This is a genomic window from Kitasatospora sp. NPDC096077, from assembly GCF_040303245.1.
Lineage (GTDB): Bacteria > Actinomycetota > Actinomycetes > Streptomycetales > Streptomycetaceae > Kitasatospora.
Genome location: NZ_JBEOSV010000043.1, coordinates 1 through 25564, shown reverse-complemented (window position 1 = coordinate 25564; position 25564 = coordinate 1). Strand labels below are relative to the sequence as shown.

The 25564-nt window shown below is 73.3% G+C and carries 25 protein-coding genes; 9 read left to right on the top strand and 16 right to left on the bottom strand.

The genetic code is table 11. The features are described from left to right. Positions 1-35: 35 nt before the first annotated feature. Entirely contained in the window at positions 36-302 is a 267-nt protein-coding gene (locus tag ABTZ03_RS29350; RefSeq protein WP_350516125.1) for an acyl-CoA carboxylase epsilon subunit, read from the top strand. Between the two features lie 176 nt (positions 303-478). On the opposite strand, the gene ABTZ03_RS29345 is transcribed toward ABTZ03_RS29350, so the two are convergent. Further along, on the bottom strand, positions 479-2524 hold the full coding sequence (locus tag ABTZ03_RS29345) for a serine hydrolase domain-containing protein (protein WP_350516124.1): 2046 nt from the start codon (positions 2522-2524) through the stop codon (positions 479-481). Between the two features lie 263 nt (positions 2525-2787). On the opposite strand from ABTZ03_RS29345, the gene ABTZ03_RS29340 reads away from it, so the two are divergent. Together ABTZ03_RS29340 and ABTZ03_RS29335 are read left to right on the top strand one after the other, a co-directional pair. After that, positions 2788-4155: a sensor histidine kinase gene (locus tag ABTZ03_RS29340; RefSeq protein ID WP_350516123.1), complete on the top strand. Its 1368-nt coding sequence runs from the start codon at positions 2788-2790 to the stop codon at positions 4153-4155. After that, positions 4119-4769 carry a LuxR C-terminal-related transcriptional regulator gene (locus tag ABTZ03_RS29335; RefSeq protein WP_350516122.1) on the top strand — a complete coding sequence of 217 codons (651 nt, stop codon included), beginning with the start codon at positions 4119-4121 and terminating at the stop codon, positions 4767-4769. The genes ABTZ03_RS29340 and ABTZ03_RS29335 overlap by 37 nt, the downstream gene beginning before the upstream one ends. A 29-nt stretch (positions 4770-4798) precedes the next feature. Here the strand turns inward: ABTZ03_RS29335 and ABTZ03_RS29330 are convergent, their stop codons facing one another. From ABTZ03_RS29330 to ABTZ03_RS29310, 5 genes are all read right to left on the bottom strand, one after another. After that, positions 4799-5722, bottom strand: a complete 924-nt coding sequence (locus tag ABTZ03_RS29330; RefSeq protein ID WP_350516121.1) for a class I SAM-dependent methyltransferase — start codon at positions 5720-5722, stop codon at positions 4799-4801. A 44-nt stretch (positions 5723-5766) separates the two neighbouring features. Further along, on the bottom strand, positions 5767-6735 hold the full coding sequence (locus ABTZ03_RS29325) for an NAD(P)/FAD-dependent oxidoreductase (RefSeq protein ID WP_350516120.1): 969 nt from the start codon (positions 6733-6735) through the stop codon (positions 5767-5769). A gap of 95 nt (positions 6736-6830) precedes the next feature. Continuing rightward, positions 6831-7757, bottom strand: coding sequence for a hypothetical protein (locus ABTZ03_RS29320; RefSeq protein WP_350516119.1), 927 nt, complete (start codon positions 7755-7757; stop codon positions 6831-6833). 130 nt (positions 7758-7887) lie between these two features. Beyond that, the gene (locus ABTZ03_RS29315) at positions 7888-8457 is read right to left on the bottom strand and encodes a GNAT family N-acetyltransferase (RefSeq protein WP_350516118.1); all 570 of its coding nucleotides are present in this window, start codon (positions 8455-8457) and stop codon (positions 7888-7890) included. A 23-nt stretch (positions 8458-8480) separates the two neighbouring features. Continuing rightward, positions 8481-9371, bottom strand: coding sequence for an imine reductase family protein (locus ABTZ03_RS29310; RefSeq protein ID WP_350516117.1), 891 nt, complete (start codon positions 9369-9371; stop codon positions 8481-8483). A gap of 96 nt (positions 9372-9467) precedes the next feature. Here ABTZ03_RS29310 and ABTZ03_RS29305 point away from each other — a divergent pair, with 96 nt between their 5' ends. Beyond that, the gene (locus tag ABTZ03_RS29305) at positions 9468-9800 is read left to right on the top strand and encodes a winged helix-turn-helix transcriptional regulator (RefSeq protein WP_350516158.1); all 333 of its coding nucleotides are present in this window, start codon (positions 9468-9470) and stop codon (positions 9798-9800) included. 1 nt (position 9801) lies between these two features. On the opposite strand, the gene ABTZ03_RS29300 is transcribed toward ABTZ03_RS29305, so the two are convergent. After that, positions 9802-10290: an LURP-one-related/scramblase family protein gene (locus ABTZ03_RS29300; RefSeq protein WP_350516116.1), complete on the bottom strand. Its 489-nt coding sequence runs from the start codon at positions 10288-10290 to the stop codon at positions 9802-9804. A 107-nt stretch (positions 10291-10397) separates the two neighbouring features. On the opposite strand from ABTZ03_RS29300, the gene ABTZ03_RS29295 reads away from it, so the two are divergent. Then, a complete protein-coding gene (locus tag ABTZ03_RS29295) occupies positions 10398-10907 on the top strand; it encodes a GNAT family N-acetyltransferase (RefSeq protein ID WP_350516115.1) in 510 nt (169 codons plus the stop codon). A gap of 57 nt (positions 10908-10964) precedes the next feature. After that, complete coding sequence (locus ABTZ03_RS29290; protein WP_350516114.1) at positions 10965-12788, top strand: NHL domain-containing thioredoxin family protein; 1824 nt, start codon at positions 10965-10967, stop codon at positions 12786-12788. A gap of 61 nt (positions 12789-12849) precedes the next feature. On the opposite strand, the gene ABTZ03_RS29285 is transcribed toward ABTZ03_RS29290, so the two are convergent. Continuing rightward, entirely contained in the window at positions 12850-14151 is a 1302-nt protein-coding gene (locus tag ABTZ03_RS29285) for a M18 family aminopeptidase (RefSeq protein WP_350516113.1), read from the bottom strand. Between the two features lie 343 nt (positions 14152-14494). Then, positions 14495-16324 carry an acyl-CoA dehydrogenase gene (locus ABTZ03_RS29280; protein ID WP_350516112.1) on the bottom strand — a complete coding sequence of 610 codons (1830 nt, stop codon included), beginning with the start codon at positions 16322-16324 and terminating at the stop codon, positions 14495-14497. Positions 16325-16539: 215 nt separating this feature from the next. Here ABTZ03_RS29280 and ABTZ03_RS29275 point away from each other — a divergent pair, with 215 nt between their 5' ends. Both ABTZ03_RS29275 and ABTZ03_RS29270 read left to right on the top strand, forming a co-directional pair. Next, complete coding sequence (locus ABTZ03_RS29275) at positions 16540-17043, top strand: SseB family protein (protein WP_380413491.1); 504 nt, start codon at positions 16540-16542, stop codon at positions 17041-17043. Between the two features lie 127 nt (positions 17044-17170). Beyond that, entirely contained in the window at positions 17171-18145 is a 975-nt protein-coding gene (locus ABTZ03_RS29270; protein ID WP_350516111.1) for a pirin family protein, read from the top strand. Between the two features lie 134 nt (positions 18146-18279). Here ABTZ03_RS29270 and ABTZ03_RS29265 read toward each other — a convergent pair whose 3' ends face one another. The 7 genes from ABTZ03_RS29265 to ABTZ03_RS29235 form a co-directional block, all read right to left on the bottom strand. Beyond that, on the bottom strand, positions 18280-18888 hold the full coding sequence (locus ABTZ03_RS29265) for a response regulator transcription factor (RefSeq protein ID WP_350516110.1): 609 nt from the start codon (positions 18886-18888) through the stop codon (positions 18280-18282). Positions 18889-18899: 11 nt separating this feature from the next. Further along, positions 18900-20060, bottom strand: coding sequence for a sensor histidine kinase (locus ABTZ03_RS29260; protein WP_350516109.1), 1161 nt, complete (start codon positions 20058-20060; stop codon positions 18900-18902). A 71-nt stretch (positions 20061-20131) separates the two neighbouring features. Continuing rightward, positions 20132-20947, bottom strand: coding sequence for an ABC transporter permease (locus tag ABTZ03_RS29255; RefSeq protein WP_350516108.1), 816 nt, complete (start codon positions 20945-20947; stop codon positions 20132-20134). Beyond that, positions 20944-21864 (bottom strand): ABC transporter ATP-binding protein, encoded by a 921-nt coding sequence (locus ABTZ03_RS29250; protein WP_350516107.1) that lies wholly within the window; start codon positions 21862-21864, stop codon positions 20944-20946. Before ABTZ03_RS29250 ends, ABTZ03_RS29255 begins: the two co-directional genes overlap by 4 nt. 145 nt (positions 21865-22009) lie before the next feature. Beyond that, complete coding sequence (locus ABTZ03_RS29245) at positions 22010-22831, bottom strand: integrase (protein WP_350516106.1); 822 nt, start codon at positions 22829-22831, stop codon at positions 22010-22012. A 319-nt stretch (positions 22832-23150) separates the two neighbouring features. Continuing rightward, positions 23151-23771, bottom strand: coding sequence for a TIGR03086 family metal-binding protein (locus tag ABTZ03_RS29240; RefSeq protein WP_350516105.1), 621 nt, complete (start codon positions 23769-23771; stop codon positions 23151-23153). Beyond that, a complete protein-coding gene (locus ABTZ03_RS29235; RefSeq protein WP_350516104.1) occupies positions 23768-24634 on the bottom strand; it encodes an alpha/beta hydrolase in 867 nt (288 codons plus the stop codon). Before ABTZ03_RS29235 ends, ABTZ03_RS29240 begins: the two co-directional genes overlap by 4 nt. Before the next feature lie 182 nt (positions 24635-24816). Here ABTZ03_RS29235 and ABTZ03_RS29230 point away from each other — a divergent pair, with 182 nt between their 5' ends. Next, positions 24817-25470 (top strand): TetR/AcrR family transcriptional regulator, encoded by a 654-nt coding sequence (locus ABTZ03_RS29230; protein ID WP_350516103.1) that lies wholly within the window; start codon positions 24817-24819, stop codon positions 25468-25470. Positions 25471-25564 lie beyond the last annotated feature (94 nt).

Below are 25564 nucleotides of genomic sequence, written 5' to 3'. Positions count from 1 at the left end.
CGGGGCCGTCGGGGTTCCCGCACCCGGAGGCCCCGATGACCGACCAGCCCGCACCCCTCCGCACCGAGCGGCCCGCACCCCTCCGCACCGAGCGCACCGAGCCCGCCGACCGGCCCGCCCTCTTCCGCACCGACCGCACGGACCTCACCCCCGAGGAGATCGCCGCCCTCACCGTCCTGCTCCTGCACAGAGCCCGGGCCGCCACCACCCCGGCCGCCCGGCCGCCCCGCCGCACGGTCCGCTGGCACGACGTCTCCCTCCGCCCGCCGGTCCCCACCACCTCCTGGCAGATCGTCGCCTGACCCGGCCCCCCGGGCGCCGCCGGGGACGCCCGGACACACCGCGAGGCCCGGAGCCACCCCGGCCCCGGGCCTTCCTGTCCTTCCGTGTCCCGCCCCGTTCCCTCCGTCCCCCGTCCCCTCCGTCCCCCGTCCCCTCCGTCCCCCGTCCCCTCCGTCCCCCGTCCTGTTCCGTCCCCTCACCCGATCAGATCCAGGGAGTTCGCCAAGTGCCCCGTCCCGATGAGGTCGTAGCCCCCGGCCAGCACCAGGAAGAGCAGCGCCGCCAGCGTCACGAAGGTGTAGTGCAGCCGGCCGAACACCCCCCACCAGCCGCGCACCCAGGACACCACCGCGCAGACCACCATCACCAGGGTCAGCGCCAGCGCCCCCACGAAGAGCGCCGGCACCAGCTTCAGCAGCGGCGAATCCCCCAGGAACAGCGTCTGGTTGAGCTCGTTGGAGTCCGAGGTCAGCAGCGCGAAGCACCCGGTGGCCACCACCAGCACCAGCCCGGTCAGCCACCCCAGCAGCCGCGCCACCGGCTGCCCGGCCCGCCCCTTGCCCCGGGCCGACCGCACCACCGCGGCCACCGCCCAGCCGAGCACCGTCAGCGCCAGCACCGCCAGACTGCCGAGGGCGATCCGCTGGTGCAGCTCCGGCGCCTGGTACCAGGCCAGCGGCTGGTACGCGATGGTCGGGTCGCTGTCGGTCAGCATCGACACCACGTCCCCGTCCCCGTTCAGCTCGAAGGCCAACTGCGCGGTGCCGCCGACCTGCTGGAAGAGCCCCGGCTGGACCTGCTCCCACTGGGTCTCGTCGACGCTCGGGTCCCGGCTGATCGGACCGGTCACCACGAGCCGGGCGTCCCGGGCCTCGATGTGCACGGAGCCCATCAGCGCGGCCGCCTTGGTCAGGTTGGAGTGGCTCACCCGGGTCGACCGGTAGTCACCGGCGAACCTGCCCAGGTCCCCGCCCACCACGGCCGGGGCGGGAACGGCGGCGGCCGGGTAGAACCGGTCCATGAAGGAGTTGAGCACCTGCTGCGTCATCCAGCCGCCGGTGCCGTTCTCGCCGTCCCCGTTCACGGTCACGTACAGTCCGACGCCGCGGGCCGGCAGCAGCGCCAGGTTGCTGTGGAAGCCGGGCACGTCCCCGTCCTTGACCAGCAGCTGCTGGCCGTTGCGGTTGCGCTGTTCGAGCAGGTAGGCCATCCCGGGGATCCGCTGGTCCGGGCCGAAGTGCCGGGCGAGCAGCAGGTCGTCGCCCTCCTGGTCCAGGATCCGCTGTCCCTGGTAGCTGCCGCCCTGCAGCTGGGCGAGCATCAGCCGGGCCATGTCGGTAACGGTGGTGACGGCGGCCGCGCCGGTCGGGGTGAGCGGCCCGTACAGTCCCTTGGTCTCGGTCTGGCCGTCACCGTCCGGCCGGTAGCCGTGGGCGAGGTCGGCGTCGATCGCGGCCGGGTGCGGCTGGGTGAAGGTGGTGCGGTCCATGCCGAGCGGGCGCAGGACGTGCTCGGCGACGTACTGGTCGAACGGCTGGCCGGAGACCACCTCGACCAGGTAACCGGCCAGTGCGACACCGTAGTTGTCGTACGCGGCGGCCACCCCGGGGGCGCGCACCCGCTCGGGCTGGTGGGCGGCCAGCACCGCGCCCAGCGAGCCCACGTGCTGCGGGTCGGCCGAGGCCAGCCCCATGAAGGTGTCGTCGAAGCCGCCTGTGTGGGTGAGCAGGTTCTCGACGGTCACCGGCCGGCCCGGGTAGCTGTCCCGGATCTTGAAGGTCGTCAGATAGCTGTTCACGTCCGTGTGCAGGTCCAACTTCCCCGCCCGGACCTGCTGGAGGACCGCGACGGCGGTGAACACCTTGGCGTCGGAGCCGGTGAAGAAGGCGGTCCGCTCCGGGTCGACCGGCTTGCGGCCCGGCACCTCGGAGACGCCGTAGCCGCCCGCGAAGACCTGCTGCCCGCCGGCCACCAAGCTCACCGCCGCCCCCGGGATCTTGTGCTCGGCGAGCAGCTTCGGCACCAGCTCGTCGAACAGCTGCTTCACCGACCCGGTGTCGGGCGGCGCCGTCGAGCCTCCGGCAGTCGCCGAACTCCCCTGGGCCCCAGAGCCGGTGGCCGCATGGGCCCGGTCCGGAGTGAGGCCGTAGAGGAACAGACCGATCGCCGCCAGCACCATCACCAGTCGAACCCAACCCCGCCTGACCAGCGGCCGGTTGCTCTCGCCACGTCCCGCACCCATCATGAACTCCCCGACGCATCAGTGGATTTGCGGAAGCTCCGGCGCCCTGTGGCGCCCCGCTTCCCGACACCCAGAACACTAGGTCGGCGGGGCATCCCCGAAACATGGCCTCTGGGCGTCGATCGGGGGGTGTACCCAGGTACCACCAACAGGGGTCCAGGGCCCAGTGATCGGAGCGGCGGCGGACGGCAGTCTGGATGTCGTCAGCAAGCAACGGGTAGGGATACCGGCCGCGAGGCCGTCACGAAAGGGACCGAGCGGCCATGACCAGCAGCATCACCACGGGAGTCGTGAACAACGTGCAGAACACCGACACCACGTCCGGCCGGACCGGACGGCGGAACCCGCTCGGCGTCCTGCGGGGCGCCGTCGCCGCCCTCCTCCGCGGCCCGGCCCTGGCCGCCTTCGCGGTGCCCCAACTCGCCCTGCTCACCGCCGCGACGGTGGCCGCCGCCTTCGTCGGCCTCGGGGTCGGCGTGCTGCTGGTGCCGCCCACCGTCCTGGCCGTCCGGGCGCTGGCCGGGCTGCGCCGCGGGCTCGCCGCCCGCTGGTCCGGGGTCGAGATCAAGGACCCCTACCAGCCGCTGCCGGAGGCCGGGCCGGGCTTCAAGGGCGCCTGGCAGCGCTGCCAGGCGATGCTGGCCGACCAGGCCACCTGGCGCGACCTGCTCTGGCTGCTCGTCGACCCGGTCATCGGCCTCACGATGGCGCTGCTCCCGCTGCTGGTGGTGGCCTACGGCGTCTTCGGCCTGGTGCTGCCGCAGTTCTGGCAGTCGATCGCCGACCACGGCGGCAACACCTGGTACCTCTGGATGCACGTCACCGACTCCGGCACGGCCGGCACCGCCGCCCTGCTCGGCGTCCCGGTGATGCTGGCCGGCCTGGCGATCGCCCCCGGCGCGGTGCGCGGCCACACCGCGTTCGCCAAGGCGCTGCTCGGTCCGACCGCCCGTGCCGAGGCGCTGGCCGCCGAGCGCAAGGTCGCCCACCTCACCGAGACCCGGCGCGACGCGCTGACCAGCCAGGCCGCCGAACTGCGCCGGATCGAGCGGGACCTGCACGACGGGGCGCAGGCCCGGCTGGTGGCCATGGGCATGAACCTGGGCGTCGCCGAGCGGCTGGTCGAGCGGGACCCGGAGGCCGCCAAGCAGCTGCTCGCCGAGACCCGCCAGGCCTCCGCCTCCGCCCTCAACGAGCTGCGCGACCTGGTCCGCGGCATCCACCCGCCGGTGCTGGCCGACCGCGGTCTCGCCGACGCCGTCCGGGCCCTCGGCATGGACAGCCCGCTGGACGTCTCCGTCTCCGCCGACCTGCCCGGCCGCCCGGAGGCCCCGGTCGAGTCCGCCCTCTACTTCGCCGTCTCCGAGGCGCTCACCAACGCCGCCAAGCACTCCGGCGCCCACCACGTCGACGTCCAACTCTGGTACGAGAACGGCACGCTGAAGGCCCAGGTCACGGACGACGGCACCGGCGGCGCCGACCCCTCCCGCGGCACCGGCCTGCGCGGCCTGGAGCGCCGGCTTGCTACCTTCGACGGAGTCCTGGCCGTCCGCAGCCCGCTCGGCGGCCCCACGACCCTGACGATGGAGCTGCCGTGCGAGTTGTACTCGCGGAGGACCTCTTCCTCCTGAGGGACGGTCTGATCCGGATGCTGCAGGCCTACGACTTCGAGGTCGTGGCCGCGGTGGACACCGGACCGGACCTCCTGCAGGCCCTCCTCACCGAACGCCCGGACGTGGCCGTCGTCGACGTACGACTGCCCCCGACGTTCACCGACGAGGGCCTGCAGGCGGCTCTGGAAGCGCGCCGGCAGATCCCCGGACTGCCGGTGCTCGTGCTGTCCCAGTACGTCGAGCAGCTCTACGCCAAGGAGTTGCTCGCCGACGGCAGCGGCGCGATCGGCTACCTGCTGAAGGACCGGGTCTTCGACCCCGACCAGTTCGTCGAGACGGTCCACCGGGTCGCGGCCGGCGGCACCGCACTCGACCCCCAGGTGATCGCGATGCTGGTCAGCAACACCGAACGCAAGAAGCCGCTGGAGCGCCTGACGCCGCGGGAGCGGGAGGTGCTGGAACTGATGGCGGAGGGGCGGTCGAACGGGGCGATCGCCGAGCGGATGGTGATCACCGAACGGGCGGTGAAGAAGCACACCGCCAACATCTTCCTCAAGCTCGACCTGCCCCCCTCCGAGGAGGACCACCGCCGGGTGCTCGCCGTCCTGGCCTTCCTGGACGTCGCCCCCTGAGCCCCGGCTCGCCTCAGTCCCGGCTCGCCTCAGTCCCGCCGCCCCACGTGGACCGTCATCGCCGAGAGGTAGAAGGCGTCCGACCGCCGCATGATCCCCCTCGGCGCCTCCCGGTCGATCAGCACCTCCAGCGTCGCCCGGTCCTCCTCCCCGAGGGCCTCGGCCAACTGCTCGTGCCGCCGCACCAGTCGGGTGTGCAGGTACTCCCGGAACGGCCCGGCCAGCGGCGCCGGGTGGTCGACCAGGAAGGTCCGGGTGCCGGCGGACCGCAGCCCGGCCCGCCGCAGCATGGCCGGCCAGTCCTCGATCTCCTCGGTGGTGTCCGGCAGTTCGGCCCGCATCGTGGCGAAGCCGTCCTCGTTGGCCGCGTCCACCCGGGCCTGGAAGCCGGGCCGTCCCAGCCCGAAGTCCCGGGGCAGGTACCGCGCCGGCAGCCCGCTCTCGGCGACGGCGAGCAGTCCGCCGGGCCGCAGCCGGCCGGCCAGCGCGCCGAGCGCGGCCTGCTGGTCGCCGAGGTGGTGGATGGCGTTGCCGGACCAGATCAGGTCCGCCTCCCCCAGCTTGTCGAACTCCTCGGGCAGGTCGGCCTGTTGAGTCCCCAGTCGGCCGCCCGAGCGGGCCCGGGCCCGCTCCAGCAGCGCCGCCGACTGGTCGACTGCCACCACCTCGGTCGCCGGGAACACCTCGGCGAGCAGCCCGGCGATCACCCCGGGCCCGGCCCCGACGTCGAGCACCCGGCGCACCGCGCCGTCCCCGGCGAGCCCGGCCAGCCAGCGCCCGGCCTCCGTGACGGCGTCGGCCCGCAGGTCGGCCTCCAGTTCCAGGTGCGCCGCCATGGCGTCCCAGTCGAAGTCGGCCGCCGGCACCTGCCCGTGCGCGTGCGCGTGTCCACCCCCGTGTCCGTGCCCACTCCCGTGAGCCTGCCCGTGCCCGTGATCCTTGTGCGCGTCCATGACGTACCCCTTCTCCGTTCGTGGTTCGACGAAAGCCTCGCCGCTCAGGCGGGCAGCGCGACGCCGGACGCGCGGCTCAGCGCGACCGCCCGTCCGATCTCCTCGTCCACCAGGTCGTGGTTGAGGTCGAAGGCGGCCGCCGCGCCCGTCCCGGCGGCGACCACCACCTGGGCGCGCGGGTCGGCGACGTTGCCGACCGCCCAGACGCCGGGCACGCTGGTGCGCCCGGTCCGGTCGGTGGTGACCCAGCCGTGGTCGTCCCGGGCGCAGTCCAGGCCGAACAGCAGTGCGTCCCGGGGTACCGGCTGCGGGAAGACGAACACGGCCTCGCGCGGCACCACTTCGCCGCTCGCGAGCTCGATCCCGCGCAGCCGCCCGCCGTCGGCCACCACCCGGACGATCCGGCCCTCGACCACCCGGACACCGCGCGCCGCCAGCCGCTCCCGATCGGCGCCGGTCAGTTCCAGGGTGTGCGCGAACAGCACCAGGTCCGCCGACCACTGCCGCACCAGCAGCGCCTGGTTCACCGCCCCCGGGCCGGTGCCGAGCACGCCGAGCGGGCGGTCGCGGACCTCCCAGCCGTGGCAGTACGGGCAGTGCAGCACGTCCTCGCCCCAGCGCTCGGCCAGGCCGGGCAGCTCCGGCAGGTCGTCCCGCAGCCCGGTGGCCACGACCACCCGGCGGGCGTGCAGCACCGGCCCGCCCGCCAGGTGGACCGTGAAGCCGGTCTCGGCGGGCCCGGCGGGCTCGATGTGCTCCACCCGCCCGTCGATCAGGTCCACCCCGTAGCGGGCGACCTCCTCCCGGCCGACCGCCAGCAGCGCGGCCGGCGGCATGCCGTCCCGGCTGAGGAAGCCCTGCATGTGGGCGGCGGGGGCGTTGCGCGGTTCCCCCGCGTCGACCACCGCGACCCGCCGCCGGGCCCGGCCCAGCACCAGGGCGGCGCTCAGTCCCGCTGCGCCGGCGCCGACCACCACCACGTCATGGCGCTCGGCCGTACCGTTCTCGTTCATCGTCGCTCACCTCCACCGCCAGGCTGCGACCGACCATCCGGTATCGGCAAGCTTTCTTGCCGCCTCAGCAAACACCTCGGCAGCCATCCCCACCCTCACCCCCCTTCCCGCGTCCGCCGCCAGTACCACCGGGCCGCCACCGCCAGCGCCACCCCGTACCCCGCGAAGGCCGCCGCCCCCACCCAGGCCACCTGCAGCGCCTGCTCCGGCGTGGCCAGCTCGCCCTGCCGGATCCCGACCACCCCGAGCGTGCACAGCGCCAGGTAGCCGAGCCCGACCAGCCCGTACGGCACCAGCGTGGCCGCGCCCAGCAGCGCCGGGGTCAACGGCAGCCAGCGCGGGACGCGACGCCCGCGCAGCGGCAGGGCCCAGCGCGGGAACACCTGCCCCCACGGCCGCACCAGCCCCCACAGCAGGAACACCCCGACCGCCGCCAGCAGCACCGTCCCGTCCAACCCCCGGCGCTCCAGCGCGAGCCAGAGCCCGGAGGAGCCGTTGCGCACGTAACTCGCGTCCATCTGCTCGCCGCTGATCCCGGCGAAGCTGCCGCCGAACGCCCAGACCAGCTTCATCACCACGTACGGCAGGAACGCCAGGCTCCCGGCCCAGGCGGCGAGTTGGACGACCCCGGGGGCCGCCGCCGGAGCCGGCCGACCCCGTCCCCGCGCCCGCCCCCGTGCGGCCCCGGCCAGCACCAGCGCCCCCACCCCCGCCGACGCCTTCTGCACCGCGTCCGGCACGCTGTCCACGCCCTGCCCGAACAGCAGCGCCACCACGTCCATCAGCAGGCTCCAGGCCCCCACCACCGCCAGCCCGCACAGCAGCCACAACACCCGGGTCGACCACCCGGCCGGCCGCCGCACCGCCCGCCACCCCGCCCCGACCGCGGCCGCCCCCACCCCGGCGACCACCCACCCCGCCCAGCCGACGCCCCACAGCGCCGTCCCGCTCACCGCACAGCCCAGTCCGAACCCCCCGTACCCGACGCCCCACCCGGCCGCCACCCACCCACGCTCCGTCATGCCCCCAGGCTCACCCCGACCGCCCGGCCCCGACCTCCCCCTCCGTAGCCACCCCGCTCCCCCGCCAGGGGGATCCCGCGCCGGAGCCGCCCCGCCCACCCGCCCCGGGGCGGCCACCCCGGTGTCCGGGTCAGTCCCTCGGTGCCGCGAAGCAGTGGACGACGACCGTACGGCCGGAGGCCCACCGCTGTTCGCCGCTGCCGAGCGCGGTCCAGCCGAGCCGGCGGTAGAGGGCCAGGGCGGCGGTGTCCGTCGCGAGCACGTCGAGCACCGGCTGCAGCCCGAGCGCCCGCGCGTGCGCCACGGCGCCCGCCAGCAGCCGGGCGCCGGCCTCCCGGCCGCGCGCCGCCGGGGCGACGTACAACCGGCCGATCACGGCGGTGAGTTCCGGTCTCCCCCCGGTCCGCCGGCTCCACAGTCCGGGCGCCAGTTCGCCCGGCCCGCTGCGGAGCAGCCCGACGTGGCCGGCGACCCGGCCGTCCACCTCGGCCACCCAGGCGGCCAGCAGGCCGTCCGGGGTGAGCCAGGCGGCGGGCCGGTCCGGCCATTCGGCGGGGTAGCCGTCGGTGCTGTGGACGTCGCCCAGGGCCCGTACGCAGTCGGCGAGGTCGGCGGCGCGGCGCCGGCGGACGCCCACCCCCGCCCCGGTCCCCCGTGAGCCGGACGCGACGACGTTGGCGCGTTCTTCAAGGTCAGCCATGCCGGTACGTTACCGGCCGGCCCTCACCGGCGCAGCAGGTCGACCACGCCGGTCAGGTCCTCGGCGCCGCTGCCGAGCGCCAGCCGGTGCTTCATCAACCGGAAGTACGGGGACAGCAGTTCGACGCTCACCCGCTGCTCCTCCGCGGTCCGCAGCAGCGTCTCCTGCCCCGCCACCTGCATCGCCAGGTTGGAGACCACCCCCGTGGTGTAGTCCCCGCTCTCCAGCTGCCCGGCGGTCCGTTCGACCGATCCGGCCATCGCGGTGAGCCAGCCCGTCAGCAGCGGCGCCAGTTCGGCGGGCGCGATCGCCTCGCCCCGCACCAGCGCGAAGGCGTGGGCGATCCCGCCGAGCATCCCGTACATCGCGCTGAGCAGCGCCACGTCGTGCAGCGCCGCCGCCCCGGCGTCCGCCCCCACGTACCGGACCCCGGCCGGCACCGCCAGCACCTCCCGGTGCTCCTCGAACAACTCCCCGGAGCCGCTGTAGAACACGTACGCCCCGGCCGCCGGGACCCCGATCATCGGCGGCACCGCCATGATCCCGCCGTCCAGGTAGCGGGCGCCCCGGCGCTCGGCCCAGGCGGCCCGGGCGCGGGCCTGGCCGGGGGTGCCGGTGACCAGGTTGACCACGTCCTTCCCGGCCAACTCCACGCCTGCCAGGGCCTGTTCGACCGACTCGTCGTCCAGCAGGCAGACCACCACCAACCGCCCGCCCGCGACCGCCTCGGCCACCGAGGAGGCCACCGCGGCGCCCTCCCCGGCGAGCTCCGCGGCCCGCGCCGCCGTCCGGTTCCAGACCGTCAGCGGATGCCCGGCCACCAGCCAGGCCCGGCCCAGCGCGGCCCCCATCGCCCCGGCCCCGAGCAGCACCACCGGGGCCTTGCGCACACTCTCAACTGTCTTCTCTCCCATGCCGATCAGCCTCGCCCCGCCCCCGACCGTGATCAAGTACGCACTTCGGAGTGGGCGGTTACCCTGGGGTGAGTGACGAGGTCGGAAGGGGTGGGCATGGCGACCGTGCCGAGGCCGGGGGCACACGTCTGCGGGATCGACGCCGCGATGGACGTGATCGGCGGCAAGTGGAAGGTGCTCGTCCTGTGGGCCCTCGGCGAGCGCCCGCACTGCCGCTTCGGCGAGCTGCGCCGCCTGGTGCCGGGGATCACCGAGAAGGTGCTGGCCGCCCACCTGCGCGAGCTGGAGGCGGACGGCATCGTGCACCGGGAGGCCTACGACGAGGTGCCGCCCCGGGTCGAGTACGCCCTCACCGACGCGGGGCGGCGGTTGAACGCGGCCCTGGCCCCGCTGGGCGCCTGGGGCCGGGACCACGTCCTCAACGGTTGACTCAGTGCTCCTCCTGCACCAGGTGGTCGACGCAGGCCGCGACGGCGAGCAGCAGCCCGGTGTCGGCGCCGTCCGAGATCTCGACCCCGTAGGTGTCGCGGACCCGGAACCACTTGCGGGAGATCCGGGCGAGCTGGTGCCCCTGGTGGTTCTCGATCCGGTAGTCCTTGTCGATCAGGTCCCCGTGGATCCTCAGTTCGCCGCCGCCGGCCAGCTCCACCAGGTACTTGTCCCGGAACGGGGTGAACAGCTTCTCCCGGACGGTGGCCACCACCTCGCCGTCGGCGTCCTCGATCTTCATCGCGTCACGGACGGTGAGCATCTTCTCCCGCACCACCGCCACCAGGTGCCCGTGCGCGTCCTTCAGCTCGAAGGTGTGCCGCAGCCGCAGCACCTTGCCGTCCACCAGGTAGGCCTTGTGCCCCCGGTCGTCCTCGATCCAGTAGTCGTCGCCGACCGCGAACAGCTTCTCCCTGACCAGGTACCGCACCACAGCCTCCTCCGTCGTCGGACTCGAACCACCCATTCGACCCGAGCCCCCGCCCGCCGCCGGGCACCGCCGCGCCGGGCCGCCGGCCGAAGCGCTTCAATACCGCCATGCGCACCGACCCCCTCGTCCCGCTTCGCAGCGAGCGCCTCGATCTCCTCCCGCTCGGCCCCGAACACGCCGGGGAACTCGCCGCCGCCCTCGCCGACCCGGCCCTGCACACCTTCACCGGCGGCCGCCCGGCCACCCCCGAGGAGCAGCGCGCCCGCTGCGCCCGGCTCGCCGCCGGCTCCCCCGACCCGGCCGTGGTCTGGGGCAACTGGGTGCTCCGGCTGCGCGCCGACGGCGCCCTGGTCGGCTACGTCCAGGCCACCGTCGGCCCGTCGGAGGCCGAACTCGCCTGGGTGGTCGGCACCCCGTGGCAGGGCCGCGGCCTGGCCACCGAGGCGGCCCGCGCCCTCCTCGACCACCTCGCCGCCACCGGCACCACCACCGCCGTCGCCCACATCCACCCCGAGCACCACGCCTCCGCCCGGATCGCCCGCGCCCTCGGCCTCCGCCCCACCCCGCACCGCCAGGACGGCGAGGTCCGCTGGCAGGCCGAGCTCCCGCGGCCCTGATCCCGTTCCCCGCCCGCCCCGGAATGCCGTCCCCCACCGATGCGGTTGGATGAGGGCATGGCATCTCGTGCACGTGTACGCGCCCCCGAGCTGGTCGGGGCAGGCGGTTGGCTGAACACCGGCGGCAAGGAGCTCACCCTCGCCGACTTCCGGGGCAAGATCACCGTCCTGGACTTCTGGACCTTCTGCTGCATCAACTGTCTGCACGTCCTGGACGAGCTCCGCGAGCTGGAGGAGCGGCACCGCGACACCGTGGTGATCGTCGGGGTGCACTCGCCGAAGTTCGTGCACGAGGCCGACCACCAGGCCGTCGTCGACGCGGTCGCCCGCTACGAGGTGCACCACCCGGTGCTGGACGACCCGGAGCTGGCGACCTGGAAGCAGTACGCCGTCCGCGCCTGGCCGACCCTGGTGGTGATCGACCCCGAGGGCTACGTGGTGGCCCAGCACGCCGGTGAGGGCCACGCCCACGCGATCGCCCGCCTGGTGGCCGAGCTGGAGGCGGAGCACGCGGCCAAGGGCACCCTGCGGCGCGGCGACGGCCCGTACGTGGCGCCCGAGCCGAGCACCGACGACCTCAAGTTCCCCGGCAAGGCGCTGCGGCTGCCGAACGGCCACTTCCTGGTCGCCGACTCCGGCCACCACAGCCTGGTCGAGCTGGCCGAGGACGGCGAGACGGTGGTCCGCCGGATCGGCGACGGGCAGCGCGGCCTGGTGGACGGCACCAGTCCCCGGTTCAGCGAGCCCCAGGGCCTGGCCCTGCTCCCGGCGGGCGGCGACCACGACGTGATCGTCGCCGACACCGTGAACCACGCGCTGCGCGGCGTGCGGCTGGCCGACGGCAGCGTCACCACCCTGGCCGGCACCGGCCGCCAGTGGTGGCAGGGCTCGGCCACCGAGGGCCCGGCCCGCGAGGTGGACCTCTCCTCGCCCTGGGACGTCGCCTGGTTCGACGGCCGGGTGTGGATCGCGATGGCCGGCGTGCACCAGCTGTGGGCGTACGACCCGGCGACCGGCACGGTCGGCGTCGCGGCCGGCACCACCAACGAGGGCCTGGTGGACGGCCCGGCCGCCGAGGCCTGGTTCGCCCAGCCGTCCGGCCTGGCCGTCTCCGCGGACGGCGGGACGCTCTGGGTCGCCGACTCCGAGACCTCCGCGCTGCGCTTCGTTTCACGTGAAACCGACGGCACGACCACGGTCCGGACCGCCGTCGGCACCGGCCTGTTCGACTTCGGCCACCGCGACGGCGCCGCCGAACAGGCCCTGCTCCAGCACCCGCTGGGCGTCACCGTGCTGCCGGACGGCTCGGTGGCCGTCAGCGACACCTACAACCACGCGCTGCGCCGCTTCGACCCGGCGAGCGGCGAGGTCACCACCCTGGCCACCGACCTGCGCGAGCCCTCCGGGGCGGTGCTGGTGGACGACGACATCGTGGTGGTCGAGTCGGCCCGGCACCGGCTGACCAGGCTGCGGCTGCCGGAGGAGGCGGTCCGGGTCGAGTCGGTCGCGCACCGCACCCGGCGCGCCGCCACCGAGGTCGCGCCGGGCGCCCTGCGGCTGGACGTGGTCTTCGAGGCGCCCAGCGGCCAGAAGCTGGACGAGCGCTACGGCCCGTCCACCCGGCTGCTGGTCAGCGCGACCCCGCCCGAGCTGCTGCTCTCCGGCGCGGGCGCGGACAGCGACCTCTCCCGCGAGCTGGTGCTCTCCGACGCGGTCGCCGAGGGTGTGCTGCACGTCTCCGCGATGGCCGCCTCCTGCGACGACGACCCGGAGATCGAGTACCCGGCCTGCCACGTGCACCAGCAGGACTGGGGCGTGCCGGTGAAGCTGGTCGCCGACGGCGTCCGCCGCCTCCCGCTGGTCCTGGCCGGCATGGAGTAGCCCTCCGACGCGCAGGGGCCCGCCGCGGTGATCGCGGCGGGCCCCTGCGCGTTCACCGTCCTCAGCCCTCCAGGAAGGCCTTGATCGCGCTCGCCAGCAGGTACGGGTCCTCCGCCCCGCACAGCTCGCGCGCCGAGTGCATGGACAGCGCCGCGATGCCGCAGTCCACCGTCTTGATGCCGAGGCGCGCCGCCGTGATCGGACCGATCGTCGTACCGCAGGGCATCGCGTTGTTGGACACGAAGCTCTGCCACGGCACGCCGGCCTTCTCGCAGGCGGCCGCGAACACCGCCCGGCCGACACCGTCGGTCGCGTAGCGGTTGTTGACGTTCACCTTGAGGATCGGCCCGTTGTTCGGCAGCGGGTGGTGGCCCGGCTCGTGCCGCTCCGAGTAGTTCGGGTGCACGGCGTGGCCCATGTCCGAGGAGAGGCAGACGGTGCCGGCCAGCGCCCGGGCCCGGTCCTCGGTGGAGCCGCCGCGGGCGTGGATCGTCCGGTCCAGCACGTTGCCGAGCAGCGGGCTCTGCGCGCCGGTGTCGGACTCGCTGCCGGTCTCCTCGTGGTCGAAGGCGGCCAGCACCGGGATGTACGGCAGCTCGGCGCCGCCCGTGACGGCGGCGGCCAGCGCGGCCGTCGCGGCGTGCACCGAGAGCAGGTTGTCCAGTCGCGGGCCGGCCAGCAGCTCGCGGTCGCGGCCCAGGTAGGAGGCGGGCTGGACGTCGTGGGTCATCAGGTCCCAGCCGGCCACGTCCTCGGCGGCCAGCCCGGCCCGCTCGGCGACGTAGGCGATCAGCGAGCCCTCGTCGACCGGGCCGAGGCCCCAGATCGGGGTGAGGTGGCGCTGCCGGTCGAGCTTCATGCCGTCGTTGACCTGGCGGTCCAGGTGGATGGCGAGCTGGGGCACGCGCAGCAGCGGCTCGTCCAGCTGGACGAGCCGCGAGGTGCCGTCCGTCAGCGCGAGTCTGCCGGACAGGCCGAGGTCCCGGTCCAGCCAGGTGTTCAGCGGCACCCCGCCGTAGATCTCCACCGCGACCTGGCGCCACCCGGCCGAGCCGGTGTCCGGCACCGGCTTCACCCGCAGGTTGGGCGAGTCGGTGTGGGTGCCGACGATCCGGAACGGCGTCTCCGGGCCGGCCCCCTCCGGCAGGTACCAGGCGATCAGCGCGCCGCCGCGGATCAGGAAGCGCCCACCAGCCGCCCCGTCCCAGGCGTCCGTCTCGGCGACCTGACGGAAGCCCGCCTTCTCCAGGCGCTCGGCGGCGCTCGCGACCGCGTGGTACGGGGACGGCGAAGTGCCGAGGAACGCGATCAGATCGTCGGTGTGCGTCCGGTCGAAGAATGCCCGGCGGGCGGCGGTCGACATACTGCTCCAGGGTCGAGGGAGGGCCGAAAGCCGGATGGGGGATCGGCTTCGCACCCTGAGCATATGCCCGTACACGGACATGGCATTCGTTGCCTCACAACGGATGCGGAACCCGGACACGTCCGCGAACCCGCACCTCACCGGCCCCCTCACCCCCTGATCCCCGGCGGTCGCACACCGTCAACGGAATGCCTCCGAACCCCTCGACGGCGAACGGGACTTCACCCGGAAAACCCGGGAACCTCCGCCCGGAAACCGTCGCCCGGAAACACCGAAGGGCCCGGTGGCAGCCGGGCCCTTCGGTGCGAGGGTGTCGTCAGGCGGTCAGAAGAGGTGCGGGACCTTAGAAGGCCTCCTCCGCCAGCTCCATGATCTCGTTGTCGATGCCCTCGGCGATCGCCCGCTGCGGGGCGATGGTCGGGAGGACGTTCTTGGCGAAGAAGCGGGCGGCCGCGACCTTGCCCTGGTAGAACGGCACGTCCTTCTCGGAGGCGCCGGCCTCCAGCTTGGCCAGCGCCACCGCGGCCTGACGCAGCAGCAGCCAGCCGACGACGACGTCGCCGGAGACCATCAGCAGGCGGGTGGTGTTGAGGCCCACCTTGTACATGTTCTTGACGTCCTGCTCGACCGAGGTCAGGTCGGCGATGAGCTTGCCGACGATGGCCTCCAGGTCGCCGGCGGCCTTGGCGAGCAGCTCGCGCTCGGCGGCCAGGGCGTCGCCGCCCTCGGCGGAGGCGAGGAACTTCTGGATCTGCTCGGACAGCGCGGCCAGCGCCTGGCCGCCGTCCTTGACGATCTTGCGGAAGAAGAAGTCCTGGCCCTGGATCGCCGTGGTGCCCTCGTAGAGGGTGTCGATCTTGGCGTCGCGGATGTACTGCTCGATCGGGTACTCCTGCAGGTAGCCGGAGCCACCGAAGGTCTGCAGGGACTGGGCGAGCTGCTCGTAGGACTTCTCCGAGCCGTAGCCCTTGACGATCGGCAGGAGCAGGTCGTTGAGGCGCTCGGCGGCCTCGTCGGTCTCGCCGCGCAGCTTGGCGGCGGTCATGTCGTCCTGGACCGACGCGGTGAACAGGACCAGCGCGCGCATGCCCTCGGCGTAGGCCTTCTGGGTCAGCAGCGAGCGGCGCACGTCGGGGTGGTGGGTGATGGTGACGCGCGGGGCGGTCTTGTCCAGGAACTGCGAGATGTCGGCGCCCTGCACGCGCTCCTTGGCGTACTCCAGGGCGTTCAGGTAGCCGGTGGAGAGGGTGGCGATGGCCTTCGTGCCGACCATCATCCGGGCGAACTCGATGATCTTGAACATCTGGCGGATGCCGTCGACCTTCTCGCCGAGCAGCCAGCCCTTGGCCGGGTGCTTGGCACCGAAGGTCATCTCGCAGGTGTTCGAGGCCTTGAGGCCCATCTTGTGCTCGACGTTGGTGGCGTAGGCGCCGTTGCGCTCGCCGAGCTCGCCGGTCTCCCAGTCGAAGTCGTACTTGGGGACGATGAACAGACCGAGGCCCTTGGTGCCCGGCTTACCGCCCTCGGGGCGGGCCAGCACCATGTGGATGATGTTCTCGGACATGTCGTGCTCGCCCGAGGTGATGAAGCGCTTGACGCCCTCGATGTGCCAGGAGCCGTCCTCCTGCTTGATCGCCTTGGTGCGGCCGGCGCCCACGTCGGAGCCCGCGTCGGGCTCGGTGAGGACCATGGTGGAGCCCCACAGGCGGTCGGTCATCCGCTTGGCGACCTCCAGCTGCTCCTCGGTGCCCTCGTCCGCGATGACGCCGGCGAAGGCCGGGCCGGAGGAGTACATCCAGATGGCCGGGTTGGAGCCCAGGATCTGCTCGGCGAAGGCCCAGATCAGCGAGTTCGGGGTGACCTGGCCGCCGATCGACTCCGGGATGCCCAGGCGCCACCACTCGGCGTCCATGAAGGTCTGGTAGCTCTTCTTGAACGCGGCCGGGATCGGCGCGGTGTTGGTCTCCGGGTCGAAGACCGGCGGGTTGCGGTCGGTGTCGGTGAAGGACGCGGCGAGGTCGTTCTCGGCGAGCCGGGCGATCTCGCTGAGGATGTTCTTCGCGGTTTCCACGTCCATGTCCGCGTACGGGCCGGTACCGTACACCTGGTCGCGACCGAACACCTCGAAGAGGTTGAACTCCACGTCCCGCAGGTTGGACTTGTAGTGACCCATGGCCGTTTTCTCCGGTTCGTCGCTTCCGGGAGACCGCCGCGTTTCGGGCGCCCCGTACCCACCAGTAGGCATCATGATGCTACCCAGCGGTAACTTGGGCAAGCCCCCGACGGTTAATCCGCTATGAACGTGGTCACGTCCCACAAGCTGGGACGACCACTCCTTGTCAGGATCGACGCCAGCGCGGGCGGGTGCGCTCCCGCTAGCCTGTCCGTGTGTACGGATATGACCAGAACGCATACCCGGGTGACCCCTACCAGCAGCAGGCGGGTCCGCAGCCGGGCATGAACGGCATGCCCGGACCGGACGCCTACGGCGCGCAGGGCCAGGCGCCCCAGCAGTCGCTGTACCCGGAGCCCTCCCCGCCGTCCCTGGCGGACGCGGTCCGTGCCTTCACCACCGGCTCGATGGCGGTCGAGGACTTCCAGGCCATCTTCATCACCTCGAAGGTGCACTGCCCGCGCGGCGACCGGCCCGGCTTCCTGGCCCTGCACAACACCCCGACGCCGGTGATCCCGATGTTCAGCTCGCTGAAGGAGCTGCGCCGCTACGCCGGCAAGGACTCCAAGCACTTCACCGTCACCGGCGCCGAGGTCCTGGACCTGCTGCCGACCGGCTACGGCTTCGCGCTGGACATGGAGGGCGAGCACCGGATGGTGTTCGACGCCAAGGCCGTCGAGCAGATGGTCGACTTCACCATGCGCCGGATGTACGGATAGCGGACCCTGAGGGGGGAGCCCCGCGCTTCTCCGTCACTACATAGTTCAACTTTCAACTTGCTTGTTGTTGATAGTTGAACTAATCTCGTGGACGTAGGCCAGAGCAACCCCCTCGAAGGAGGCCGACATGCCCGCCGTGACCGTCGACAACCCGCTGACCCTCCCGCGCGTGACCACGCCGGACCCGGCCGTCGCGAACGCCCGGCCGGTACTGACCGTCGCCACCGCCCCCGAGGGCTACGAGGGCGAGGGCTTCCCCGTCCGCCGCGCCTTCGCCAAGATCAACCAGAAGTATCTCGACCCGTTCATCATGATGGACCAGATGGGCGAGGTGGACTACGCCGCCGGCGAGCCCAAGGGCACCCCCTGGCACCCGCACCGCGGCTTCGAAACCGTCACCTACATCATTGACGGAACGTTCATCCACCGGGACTCGCACGGCGGCGGCGGCACCATCACCGACGGCGACACCCAGTGGATGACCGCCGGCTCGGGCCTCCTGCACATCGAGACCCCGCCGGAGTCCCTGGTGCGGTCCGGCGGCCTCTTCCACGGCCTCCAGCTCTGGGTCAACCTGCCCGCCTCGGACAAGATGATCACCCCCAAGTACCAGGACATCCGCGGCGGCAGCGTCAAGCTGCTCAGCACCGAGGACGGCGGCGCGCTCCTGCGCGTCATCGCCGGCGAGCTGGACGGCCACCAGGGCCCCGGCACCACCTTCACCCCGATCACCATGATCCACGCCTCGATCAACCCCGGCGCCCAGATCACCCTGCCCTGGCGCGCCGACTTCAACGCCCTCGCCTACGGCCTCGCCGGCAACGGCTCGGCCGGCACCGACTCCGCCGGACAGGAGCGGCGCCCCTTCCACCGGGGCCAGGCCGTCGTCTTCGGCGATGGTGACTCCATCACCCTGCGCGCCGACGAGAAGCAGGACTCCCGCGACAACAACTTCGAGGTCGTCCTCCTCGGCGGCCTCCCGATCCGCGAACCCGTCGCCCACTACGGCCCGTTCGTCATGAACAGCCACCGCGAACTCCAGCAGGCCATGGAGGACTTCCAGGCCGGCCGCCTCGGCACCATCCCCACCGACGCCCACTGACCCCCTCCCCCCGAGGGCCCGAACCGAAAGGTCCGGGCCCTCGCGTCCGTCCCGGCACCACCCGTGACGGCCCCTCATGCTCCGGCTACGTCACGACCGCGACGTCACGACCGATCCGGTTCCGTCGGGCCCGGTCAGAGCCAGCCCGTCTCCATCGCCCGCTGGTAGGCGGCGAGCTTGTTGTCGACCCCGAGCTTGGTGAGCACCGAGGACATGTAATTGCGGACGGTGCCCTCGGCGAGGTGCATGCGGGCCGCGATGCGGGCGGTGGACAGGCCGTCGCCGGCCAGGCCGAGGACTTCGCGCTCGCGGGCGGACAGCGGGTTGTCGCCGAGGGTGAGGGCGTCGGTGGCGATCTCCGGATCGACGTACCGGCCGCCGCCGTGCACGGTGCGGACCACCTCGGCCAGCCGGGCGGCCGGGGTGTCCTTCGTGACGAAGCCCCGGACCCCGAGGGTCAGCGCACGCTGGAGGTGGCCGGGGCGGCCGTGGCTGGTCAGGACGACGATCCCGCAGGCGACCGGACTGTCCCGGATCGCCTCGGCCGCGGCGAGTCCGTCCATCACCGGCATGTCGAGGTCGAGGACCGCCACGTCCACGCCGCCCGCGAGGACGGCCGCGACGGCCCCGGTGCCGTCCGCCGCCGTGGCCACCACCTCCAGGTCCTCGTGGGCGGAGAGCAGCACGGACAGCGAGTCGCGGATGAAGGCCTCGTTGTCGGCGACGGCGATGCGGATCGTCATGTGGGTCTCCTCTACGCGGTGCGGTCGTGCGCGGCCCGGTCGCGGACCGCCGGACCGTCCGCGGTGTGCTGCAGCGGGGCATGGGCCAGCAGCCGGAAGCCCCCGCTACCGTCCGGTCCGGCGGCCAGCTCGCCGCCGATGTCGGCGAGGCGCTCGCGCAGGCCGCGCAGACCGTTGCCGTCGGAGGTCCCGGTCGGACGGGCCCGGTCGTTGGCGACCTCGACGAGCAGGCGGCCGTCGTCGACCCGGAGTTTGATGCGGCACTCGTCGGCCGCGCTGTGCCGCAGCACGTTGGTGACGCCCTCCCGGACGACCCAGCCGGCGACGTCCTGCACGGGCTGCGGAACGCCCGGGGGCACCTGGTCGGTGCGGCAGGAGATGCCGGCCGCCCGCAGGACCGAGCGGACGCCCTCCAGTTCGGACTCCAGGGACGGCTGGCGGTAGCCGCGGACCAGCGAGCGCAGGTCGGACACGGACTCGCGGGAGACGCCGAGGGCCTGCTCGATCTCGGTACGGGCGCGCTCGGGATCGTTGCGCAGCAGCAGCAACGCCACCTCCAGCTTCATGCCGACGACCGAGAGCCCGTGGCCGAGCACGTCGTGCAGGTCGCGGGCGAAGCGCAGCCGCTCCTCCAGGACCGCCAGCCGGGCCAGTTCGGCCCGGTGGTCGTGGATCTCGCGGGCGAAGGACGGCAACAGACCGAGCGCCCCGACGACCACCACGGTGACCGCACTGCGGACGACGACGTCGACCAGCAGGTCCGCGGACATTCCGAGGAGCAGACAGGAGAGCACCGTGCCGAGGAGGATCCCGGTGGCGGCCCAGACCGAACGCCGGGCGCTCAGCGAGACGACGGCGGCGCAGGCGGCCAAGGAGGGCAGGGCACCCCAGGCACCACCCAGCAGGAGCAGCAGGGCGAAGGCGACGCTGGTGCAGATCGCCACGTCCAGCAGGTGTCGGTCCCGGGCGCCGCTGCGGGCGACGACGTCGTAGACGGTCCGGGAGAAGGTGAGGGCGAAGGCCGACATCCCGACGGCGGCAAGACAGACCAGACCGAGGGACGGGCGGTGGCGCAGCCACAGCACCAGCCCCCCGGCGAGGAAGACTGCCGCGGTCAGCAGGATGAGCCACGCCACGATGCGGGCCACCGCGGCCGGAGTACGAGCTCCCACCTGCTGATCCCCCTTCGCAGTTCGCTTTGCTGTCCTTCGACCCTATCGACACCTTTCGGGGCCCCGGCCGTTCAGCCGGATCGGCGCGGGTCCCAGCGGAAGAACCGCTTGCCCATCGAGAAGGACAGACCGGCCCAGGCGCACAGGATGCCGATCGGCTGGGCGCAGGCGCGGAAGGAACCCACGAGGTCGACGGTTCCCGGGAGGCCGGCCGCTGTCGGGTCGCTCGCGAAGTCGCGGCCGAGCCAGGCGGTGCGGACGATCTCCACGACCGGACTGGACGGCAGGTAAGGCGCCAGGTGCTGGGCCCATCCGGGGAGTTCGCTGATCGGCATCGCGATGCCGGACGTCATCATCATCGCGAGGATCACCGGGGTCACGATCCAGGTGGACACCTCGCCGGAGGGCAGCAGCCCGGACAGCCCGATGGCCAGCAGCGAGAAGGCCACCGCCCCGAGCACGATCCCGAGGAGCAACAGCAGGGGGTTGTGCGGGACCGGGGCGTCGATGGCGAGGGTGCCCACCACGAGCAGGAGCACCACCTGCAGGAGGCTGGTGACGCTTCCGCTGGCCGCCTCCCCGGTGAGGATCGCGGTGTCCGGCAGGGCGGTGCCGCGCAGCCGCTTGTAGACGAGCCGGTCACGGCGGGAGGCGGCGGAGTTGATGACGTTGTAGACGATCCACAGCAGCACGAACCCGACGAACCCCGGCAGCAGGTAGACGCCGGTGTCGTACCCGTCGATCCGCCCCTTGCCGTGCCGGCTGATGGAGTAGGCGAGGCTCAGCCCGAGCGGCAACAGCGCTCCGGTCAGCGCGAAACCGAGATCGCGCCAGTACACGCGCTGGGAGAGCAGGAACTGGGAGGAGGTGAGGCGCAGCCAGGTCATGCGCGTCCCTTTCCGGTCGCGGCGACGTCGAGGAAGACGTCCTCCAGGGATGCGGTGCGTACTTCGAGGCCGCGCAGGCGGACGCCGTTGTCGTCGGCCCAGTCCAGCAGCAGCCGGAGAACGGGCTGCGGGTCGGCGGTGACGAGGGTGACCCGGCCGTCGGCCTCGCTGACCTCGGTGCCGGGGAACGGCGGCAGGGTACGGGCGTTGACGGTGGCGTCGGCGGTCACCGAGACCCGGGCACTCGCCTCCTGGGCGAGGACGCCGTCGACGGTGCCGTGCCGCACGATGCGCCCGTGGTCCATGATGGCGACCCGGTCGGCGAGGAACTCGGCCTCTTCCATGTAGTGCGTCGTCAGCAGCATGGTCATGCCCTCGTCGACCATCCGCTTGAGGAACCGCCAGGTCTCCCGCCGGGATTCGGGGTCGAGGCCGGTGGTCGGTTCGTCGAGGAACAGCAGCCGGGGCTCGCCGAGGACGGCGAGGGTCAGGTCGAGTCGACGCCGTTCGCCGCCCGAGAGCCGACCGACCCTGGTCCGGGCCCGGTCCTCCAGGTCGACCAGACGCAGCGCGTCCTGGACGGAGGCCGCCTGCGGGGTGAAGCGGCGCCAGGCGCGGACCGTTTCGGCGACGGTGAGCTCACCGAAGAAGCCCGCCTCCTGGAGCATGATCCCGATCTGCGGGGCGATCCGGGCGCGCTCGGTGTACGGGTCGTGGCCGAGGACCGTGACGCTGCCCGCGGTGGGCCGCAGGTAGCCCTCCAGCACGTCCATCGTGGTCGTCTTGCCCGCACCGTTGGTGCCGAGCAGGGCGACCACCTCTCCTGGGTGCACGTCGAAGCTGATGCCGGCCACGGCGGTCTTCGCCCCGTAGTCGACCCGCAGATCGGCGACCCGGATCGTGGGTTCGGTGTTCATGGTTCGACCCTAGGAATCCGGCGGCCGCGGCAGTAGAGCGGAGCTCACGGGTTCCGGGGGCGTTCCGCACGCCGGTGGCCATGACTTTCGTCATGCCCTGCGCGCGGGCCCGGGCCGGCGCCTTCGCCGGCCGGAGGTCCGGGCCCTAGATCAGCGCGTAGAGGGCGGAGGCGTCGTCGTGGGCCTTGCCGCGTGGCCAGCGTTCGCAGTGTGCGTCGGTGCGTTCGACGCGGCGTACCTGGGCGATCAGTTCGGCCGGGCCGGACTCGGCCAGCAGGCGCAGTACGTCGCCCCAACTGCCCAGGCCGAAGCGCTCGGTGTAGCGCGAGGCGCCGTCGGTGAGGGCGGCCAGGGCGTGCAGCCGGTCGAGCCGGACGAAGCCGGTCTCGGCGTGCTCGGCGGCCCGCGGGCTGGCGGCGGCGATCCACGGCCCGGTGCCGCGGTTGCGGGCGGCGCGCACGGCCAGCGCGTACTCCAGGTGCAGCGCGGCGCGTTCGGCCGTGCCCGGGACGGTCCCCCAGACCTGGCGGCGCAGTTCCTCGCCGCCGGGGAAGCGCTGGTTGTCGCCGATCACCTTGGGCGGGCCGTCCTTGAACTCCAGCACCAGCAGCGAGTCGCCGAGCACCAGGTACTCCAGCGACTCGCCGTGCCGGCGGGCCGCGACCACCATCGCCGCGGGCGTGTTGGCGTGGCCGAGGTCGCAGCGGCCGCCGTGCAGCGCGGCCGTCTCCACGATGGCGTCGCCCAGGCACTCGGCGATCGATCGGTCCGCCCGGTCGGTGAGCCGGGCGAGCAGGTGCACACCCAGTCGGCGGACGTACCAGGCGGTCCCGTGCCGGCACCCGGACTCCAGGCCGGCCGGCGAGCTGGCGCCGTCCAGCAGGACCAGTGCCTCCGGCGAGGCCGCCGCGAAGTCCTCGCTCTCCCGGTCGGGCCGCCGTGCTTCCCCTGCGAGCTGTAGCTGCATCCCGACAGTGTGGCCGCCGCCACCGGCCCGCGCCCAGACCCCGTGCGCCGGTGCGGCGCGGGCCGGGCCCGGCGCCCGGTGGCAGCGGGGGCGATTCGGCCATACCGTCGGATAACGGCCGGTCGATTCGGCCAATCAGGGCCGGTCGGGTTTGGGATCACCTTCGGGTGTCCGGACGCCCCGGGACTGACGAGGAGCGGAAGATGTTCTGGCAGTTCATCGTGTTGCTCGCGGCCGCGCTCGGCTTTCCGACCGCCGCGCTGCTGTACTTCATCGGTGGGCCGCGCTTCCCGGACGAGAAGCGCGACCGGTAGGTAGGTCAGGCCTGCCAGGCCGGGTCGCGGCCGAGCAGCGCCAGGGCGCGGGCGAACCGGCCCGCGCCGTCGGCGGGTTGGAGCCCCGGACGGAAGGCCCGACCGGGTGCGCGGGCCTCCGGGGTGTCCGGGACGGCCTCGGTCACCGTCAACAGCGCGTCGGCCAGGGCGTCGTCGCGGTCGACCGCCGCCACCAGCGCGTCCGCGCCACCCAGCGCGCCGCCCAGCGCGGCGGCCACGTCCCAGGCGTGCACCAGGGTGTCCACCAGGTGGAATCCCACCGCCAGGTGGAACGGGAAGGGCCCGCCGTCGCGGATCTCGGGCAGCCAGAGCGCCCGCTCGTCGGCGGCTCCCGCCCGGAAGGCCGCGACCAGGTCGGCGCCGGTGCGGCGGAAGTCCGCCGCCGGGTCCGCGCCGAGCTCGGCGTCCGCGAACAGCGCGAGGTCCGGGCCGGCGCCGCGGGCGGCCGCGGCGAAGCCCTGGTGCTGGCCGACGCAGTGCTCCAGCAGCCGGCCCAGTGTCCAGTCGGCGCACGGAGAGGGCCGGTCCAGTTGCTCCGCCCGTACCCGGTCCACCACGTCGACGGCCAAGTCCATGGCCTGTGCGTGCAGTTCGACGAGTTTCATGCGGCAGTGACCCCCAGTCCTGCGGAGATGAATCCGATCACCTGATCAACGACGGCCGGTTCCCGGACGATCCTGCGGTGGCCCAGCCCCCGGGTGACCACCAGGTCGAGCCGGTCCCCGTACGCCCGCTCCAGCCGGTGCGCCTGCCCGATCGGCACCACCTCGTCGCCCTCGTCGTGCAGCACCAGCACGGGCAGCCCGATCGCCGCCGCCCGGGCGGCGGCGTCGTAGCGCTCCCAGACCCCGGCGTCCCCGCCGAACAGGTCCTGTTCGATCCGCTGCCGCAACGCCCGCTCGACGGTGCCGTCCAGCCCCAGTCCGGCACAGAACGCGGACGGGAAGAAACCCACCTCGGACACCCCCGAGACGGCCGCCAGCCGGCCCGCCCGCAAGCCGTCGCCCAACGCGCCGAACGCCGCGCAGACGCCCAACGAGTGGGCGACCACGGCCTCGAACGGCCCGTACCGCTCCTGGAGCCGGAGGGCGAGCTCGCGGTACTCCAGCACGCTGGTGGCACGACCGCCGGAGTCCCCGTGACCGGGCGCGTCGAAGGCCAGGACGCTGAGGCCGAGAGCCTGCAGCCGGGGCACGAAGGGCGCGAAGCGGGAGGCCCGGGAACGCCAGCCGTGCAGCAGCAGGACCGGCCGCTCGCCACTGCCCCAGCGGTAGCCGACCACCTGGCTGCCGCCCACGGTCAGCGGTTCGCGGGCCGCCCGCCGGTGCACCTCCTGCTCGGCGGGCCGCACCCGGCTGCGCCGCAGCGGGTGCCGGAACAGCTCGAAGGCCGCCCGCCCGGCCAGGCCGGGGGCGATCCGGGCGGTGGGGTTGAGGGTGGTGCGGATCAGTGCCCGGGCCGGGTCCATCGGGTCTCCCTGCTCTCCAGCTCTCCTGCTCTCCTGCTCTCCAGCTCGCGGCGAGATATTAGCACGATCGTTCGTGCAGTTTTAGGAGCCGCCCACGGCCCGCGCACTACCCTGGACGGCACCCACCGCGAGCAGGAGCCGAACAGGCGCAAGCAGGAGCCGAACAGGAACGAGGACCCACAATGGCCGGACCGATCACCGACGGACGGCTCCTGCGCGGTGAGGAGACCCGCCGGGCGGTGCTGCGCCGCGCCGTCGGCATCGCCTCCGTCGAAGGCCTGGACGCCCTGTCCATCGGCCGCCTCGCCACCGACCTCGGCCTCAGCAAGAGCGGCGTCTTCGCCGGCTTCGGCTCCAAGGAGGAGCTGCAGCTCGCCACCGTCCGCGCCGCCCGCCGGATCTTCGCCGACGCCGTGGTGACCCCGGCCGCCGACACCCCGCCCGGCCTCGCCCGGGCCCGCGCGCTCTGCGAGAACTGGCTCGCCTACTCCCGGGACCGGGTCTTCCCCGGCGGCTGCTTCTTCCACGAGGTCACCGCCGAGTTCGACGCCCGCCCCGGAGCCGTCCGGGACGCCCTGGCCGGCTGCGCCCGGGAGTGGCACGCCACCGTCGTCGACGCCCTCGCCGAGGCCCGTACGGCCGGCGCCCTGCGCCCGGACACCGACCTCGGCGACCTCGCCTTCGCCCTGATCGCGGTGCTGGAGACGGCCAACTCGCAGGCCGTGCTGCACGAGGAGGACGTCCCCTACCAGCGGGCCGGCCGACTGCTGCTGCGCCTGCTGCGCGCCGAGGCCACCGACCCGGCCGACCGGAGACTTGCCCCGGACAGGGCCTAAGAAAGTGTTGGGTTAGCTGGTGACTACTGGTTGTTGAGGTCGTCGGCGAGGCGGCGTGCTGCTTCGGTCTCGATGGTGCCGCGCGGTTCGATCT

Bases quoted from the DNA above. Each gene is read 5' to 3' on its own strand.
- ABTZ03_RS29280 (WP_350516112.1), bottom strand. From the start codon at position 16,324: ATGGGTCACTACAAGTCCAACCTGCGGGACGTGGAGTTCAACCTCTTC.
- ABTZ03_RS29235 (WP_350516104.1), bottom strand. From the start codon at position 24,634: ATGGACCCGGCCCGGGCACTGATCCGCACCACCCTCAACCCCACCGCC.
- ABTZ03_RS29230 (WP_350516103.1), top strand. From the start codon at position 24,817: ATGGCCGGACCGATCACCGACGGACGGCTCCTGCGCGGTGAGGAGACC.
- ABTZ03_RS29285 (WP_350516113.1), bottom strand. From the start codon at position 14,151: ATGTCGACCGCCGCCCGCCGGGCATTCTTCGACCGGACGCACACCGAC.
- ABTZ03_RS29295 (WP_350516115.1), top strand. From the start codon at position 10,398: ATGCGCACCGACCCCCTCGTCCCGCTTCGCAGCGAGCGCCTCGATCTC.
- ABTZ03_RS29315 (WP_350516118.1), bottom strand. From the start codon at position 8,457: ATGGCTGACCTTGAAGAACGCGCCAACGTCGTCGCGTCCGGCTCACGG.
- ABTZ03_RS29325 (WP_350516120.1), bottom strand. From the start codon at position 6,735: ATGAACGAGAACGGTACGGCCGAGCGCCATGACGTGGTGGTGGTCGGC.
- ABTZ03_RS29290 (WP_350516114.1), top strand. From the start codon at position 10,965: ATGGCATCTCGTGCACGTGTACGCGCCCCCGAGCTGGTCGGGGCAGGC.
- ABTZ03_RS29240 (WP_350516105.1), bottom strand. From the start codon at position 23,771: ATGAAACTCGTCGAACTGCACGCACAGGCCATGGACTTGGCCGTCGAC.
- ABTZ03_RS29270 (WP_350516111.1), top strand. From the start codon at position 17,171: ATGCCCGCCGTGACCGTCGACAACCCGCTGACCCTCCCGCGCGTGACC.
- ABTZ03_RS29255 (WP_350516108.1), bottom strand. From the start codon at position 20,947: ATGACCTGGCTGCGCCTCACCTCCTCCCAGTTCCTGCTCTCCCAGCGC.
- ABTZ03_RS29250 (WP_350516107.1), bottom strand. From the start codon at position 21,864: ATGAACACCGAACCCACGATCCGGGTCGCCGATCTGCGGGTCGACTAC.
- ABTZ03_RS29310 (WP_350516117.1), bottom strand. From the start codon at position 9,371: ATGGGAGAGAAGACAGTTGAGAGTGTGCGCAAGGCCCCGGTGGTGCTG.
- ABTZ03_RS29340 (WP_350516123.1), top strand. From the start codon at position 2,788: ATGACCAGCAGCATCACCACGGGAGTCGTGAACAACGTGCAGAACACC.
- ABTZ03_RS29330 (WP_350516121.1), bottom strand. From the start codon at position 5,722: ATGGACGCGCACAAGGATCACGGGCACGGGCAGGCTCACGGGAGTGGG.
- ABTZ03_RS29320 (WP_350516119.1), bottom strand. From the start codon at position 7,757: ATGACGGAGCGTGGGTGGGTGGCGGCCGGGTGGGGCGTCGGGTACGGG.
- ABTZ03_RS29350 (WP_350516125.1), top strand. From the start codon at position 36: ATGACCGACCAGCCCGCACCCCTCCGCACCGAGCGGCCCGCACCCCTC.
- ABTZ03_RS29245 (WP_350516106.1), bottom strand. From the start codon at position 22,831: ATGCAGCTACAGCTCGCAGGGGAAGCACGGCGGCCCGACCGGGAGAGC.
- ABTZ03_RS29345 (WP_350516124.1), bottom strand. From the start codon at position 2,524: ATGGGTGCGGGACGTGGCGAGAGCAACCGGCCGCTGGTCAGGCGGGGT.
- ABTZ03_RS29305 (WP_350516158.1), top strand. From the start codon at position 9,468: ATGGCGACCGTGCCGAGGCCGGGGGCACACGTCTGCGGGATCGACGCC.
- ABTZ03_RS29265 (WP_350516110.1), bottom strand. From the start codon at position 18,888: ATGACGATCCGCATCGCCGTCGCCGACAACGAGGCCTTCATCCGCGAC.